This window comes from Nocardioides sp. (genome assembly GCF_031422975.1).
Classification (GTDB): domain Bacteria; phylum Actinomycetota; class Actinomycetes; order Propionibacteriales; family Nocardioidaceae; genus Nocardioides.
This window is the reverse complement of record NZ_JANPEO010000021.1, coordinates 1-3,493: the sequence shown is the minus strand read 5'-3', so window position 1 is coordinate 3,493 and position 3,493 is coordinate 1. Positions and strand designations below refer to the sequence as shown.

Here is a 3,493-nt window from a genome sequence, read left to right as displayed (position 1 = left end):
CGTGGTCTCGGCGCCGGTGGGGGCTACGGTGATCAGCAGTGGTTCGGCCATGGCAGCACCCTAGGGTCCGCCCCGGGCGAGCGGTCATCGAGCCGCGCGTTAGGTCCCCCCGCCTGCACTGCTCGACGTATCCTGAGTGGGCACACGTCCATTGATCCGGGGGAACTCTGTCCATGCTTCGCGCCCTGAGTAGCGCGGTTGCGCTGTTGCTGTGTGCCGCCTTGACCGCACCCACCGCCTCGAGCACCGCCTCGAGCACCGCCAGCGGCTCACCCTCGCAGCGTGAGGAGCCCAGGACGGGCTACTCGCGGCTCGTCCCGCCGAAGACGACCGTGGCCCAGGACGTGCCCTTCGACCTGTCCGGCCACGTGTCCACCAAGCGGGTCAAGCGAGAGGTGAAGCTGCAGCAGAAGGTCCGCCGCGGGACGTGGCGCTCCTTCACCACCACCACCACCGACCGGCGCGGCAGGTTCACGTTCGAGGACGTTGCGCTCTCCTCGACCGCGCGGCTGCGCGGGCGCCTCCCCGCGCATGCCACCCGCGTTCCCCGAGAGGCCGGGGGGCCGCGCACGCTGCGCGTCATCCCCGAGACCACGACCAAGACCCTCCTGATCAAGGTCCGTCCACCGCAGGGACGGCTCTCGGCCATGCCGGCCGTCAACCAGCAGGGACCGGCGCCCGAGGCCCCACGCAACGACTCCGTGGTGTCAGCCTGGTTCGACCCTCCGGCGCCCGGACGGCGCGTGCTGCTGGAGCGGCTCGACGAGAAGGGCGAGTGGGTCCCGCACGCGTCCCTGCTCGAGGATGCCGCAGGGTTCGCGGTCTTCAACGTGCCGCCGGCGGCGACCTATCGAGCCACCGCCCAGCCCTTCCACGGACTGGCCTCGGTCAGGACCAACCGGGCAAGCGCCGTGGCGAAGGCGCTCCTGTTCGAGGACACCTTCGACGCCCCCACCATGGACCCGCGGTGGCGCGACTTCGTCCTGCCGCGCGGCTATCCCGGCAGCCAGCGCACCTGCGCGATCGCACACCCCTCGCAGCACTCGGTGGGTGAGGGCGTGCTCCGGATGGGCATCGGCTACGACCCGACGCTGGCCGGCCAGGAATGCCGCTACGAGACAGCGGAAGGCACCAAGTCGGGCCCCTACCTCTACCAGTCGCAGCTGGCGACCCGCGAAACCTTCCGCTTCACCCACGGCATCGCGGCGGCGCGCATCAAGTTCGCGCGTGCCAGCGGTCGCCACTCGGGATTCTGGATCCAGGTGGGCTTCAAGGTTCCCGGCGATCCGGCCAGGGGAACCGAGATCGACGCGGTGGAGTTCTTCGGGGACAACGGTGGCACCAAGGACCGGATCGGCTCCTTCCTCCACTACTACGCCGCCGACAACACCGGCGTCACCCTCGGGCAGTTCTGGCAGGCCATGGCGGCCATGAAGCCGCCCGGGGACACCTGGTGGGACTCCTTCCACGTCTTCTCCGTGGCCTGGACCCCGACCGAATACGTGTTCCGCGTCGACGGCCACGAGTTCTACCGCGAGGACCGGGCCATCTCGACGACGCCCCAGTGGCTCGTCCTCAGCTCCAACACCTCGGACTACGAGCTGAAGGACGTCACCCCGGAGAACATCGACGAGGAGACGCAGGTCGACTGGGTCCGGGTCTGGACCCTCTAGCCACCTCCGGCTCGTCACCCTTGAGTCCCGGCCGGACGACCCCCGTCAGGCGCGGTGGGACAGGGCGTCGGCAAGCGCAGACAGCAGTACGTCGATGTCCTCGTCGCTCGCCACCAGCGGCGGGGCGAACCGCACGGTGGAGCCGTGGGTGTCCTTGGCCAGCACGCCTCGCTCCATGAGCGCCTCGCTGACCTCGCGGCCGCTCATCAGGGCGGGGTCGACGTCGACACCCGCCCATGCGCCGCGGACCCGCACCCCGACCAGACCCTTGCCGATCAGGGCGGTCAGTCCGGCCTCGAGCCGGGCACCGATCTCGCGCGAGCGCTGCTGGAAGGTGCCCTCCTCGAGCATCGCGATCACCTCGCTGCCGATCGCCGCGGCCAGCGGGTTGCCGCCGAACGTCGAGCCGTGGCTGCCGGGCGTGATCACACCGAGCACGTCGCGGTCGGCGGCGACGGCGGACACCGGGTAGAGCCCACCGCCGAGGGCCTTGCCGAGGATGTAGATGTCGGGCACGACCGACTCGTGGTCGCAGGCAAAGGTCTCACCGGTGCGCGCCAGGCCCGACTGGATCTCGTCGGCCATCATCAAGATGCCACGCTCGGTGCACAGGGTGCGCAGGTCACGCAGGAACCCGTCGGGCGGGAGCACCACGCCACCCTCGCCCTGCACGGGCTCGAAGAGCACGCCCACCGTGGAGTCGTCGATCGCGTCGGCGATGGCCGCCACGTCGCCGTACGGGACGGACCGGAAACCGCCGGTGAAGGGTGCGTACCCGCTGGTGGCGACGGAGTCGTCGGAGAAGCTCACGATGGTGGTGGTGCGCCCGTGGAAGTTGCCGCGCATGGTGATGATCGTGGCGGTGCCGGCCGGGACGCCCTTGACCTCGTAGCCCCATTTGCGGGCGACCTTGATCGCGGTCTCGACGGCCTCGGCGCCCGAGTTCATCGGGAGCATCATGTCCTTGCCGGTGAGCCGGGTGAGAGCCCGGGCGAAGTCCCCGAGCCGGTCGTTGTAGAACGCCCGACTGGTCAGGGTCAGGCGCGGCAGCTGTGCCATGGCCGCGGCCACCAGGCGTTCGTTGCCGTGGCCGAAGTTGAGCGCGGAGTAGCCCGCGAGGCAGTCGAGATAGCGCTTGCCGTCCACGTCGATCACCCAGGCACCGTCGCCTTCGGCGAGCACCACGGGCAGCGGGTGGTAGTTGTGAGCCGCGTAGGTCTCGGTCGCCTCGATGTGTCGCGCCGTCGCGCTCGCCAGGTCCTGAGAAGTCGTCATGGCCACATCGAAGACCTCGCGCGGTGTGATGTCCAACTCGCGGCCTAGGGTCACGATCCTGCGTGCGGTCATCCAGCGTGTCCTGAGCGCCAGCGTGACGGTCGACGGCGAGGTCGTCGATGCGATTGCGAGACCCGGCCTGCTCGTCTATCTCGGCGTCACCCACACCGACTCCGCGCCCGACGTCGCCTGGATGGCCCGCAAGATCCGCGACCTGCGGATCCTCCGCGACGAGCAGTCCGCCAGCGACGTCGACGCGCCCGTCCTCGTGGTCAGCCAGTTCACGTTGTACGGCGACGCTCGCAAGGGCCGGAGACCCACCTGGCACGCCGCCGCCCCGCGTGAGGTCGGCGAGCCGGCGTACGCCGCAGGGTGCGTCGAGCTCGAGCGGCTGGGCACCAGCGTGGCGCGCGGTGTGTTCGGGGCAGACATGCAGGTGTGGCGTCGGTCAACGACGGACCGGTGACCTTGACGCTCGAGTCACCGTGAAGCCCCGGTCCTTCAGGCCTGGTCGCTGGCCGTCCCCGACCCGATCGAAGCCGATG

The 3,493-nt window shown here is 70.1% G+C and carries 2 protein-coding genes and 1 pseudogene; 2 read left to right on the top strand and 1 reads right to left on the bottom strand.

What is annotated here, in order from left to right; all coding sequences use genetic code 11:
• Nucleotides 1-221 precede the first annotated feature (221 nt).
• Nucleotides 222-1,673 carry a glycoside hydrolase family 16 protein gene (locus tag RMO85_RS00680; protein WP_310525816.1) on the top strand — a complete coding sequence of 484 codons (1,452 nt, stop codon included), beginning with the start codon at nucleotides 222-224 and terminating at the stop codon, nucleotides 1,671-1,673.
• A gap of 45 nt (nucleotides 1,674-1,718) precedes the next feature.
• On the opposite strand, the gene rocD is transcribed toward RMO85_RS00680, so the two are convergent.
• Nucleotides 1,719-2,948: an ornithine--oxo-acid transaminase gene (gene rocD, locus RMO85_RS00675; RefSeq protein ID WP_310525814.1), complete on the bottom strand. Its 1,230-nt coding sequence runs from the start codon at nucleotides 2,946-2,948 to the stop codon at nucleotides 1,719-1,721.
• Between the two features lie 58 nt (nucleotides 2,949-3,006).
• Between rocD and dtd the strand changes: the two are divergent.
• Nucleotides 3,007-3,437, top strand: a pseudogene (dtd, locus tag RMO85_RS00670) (D-aminoacyl-tRNA deacylase).
• The last annotated feature ends 56 nt before the right edge of the window (nucleotides 3,438-3,493 follow it).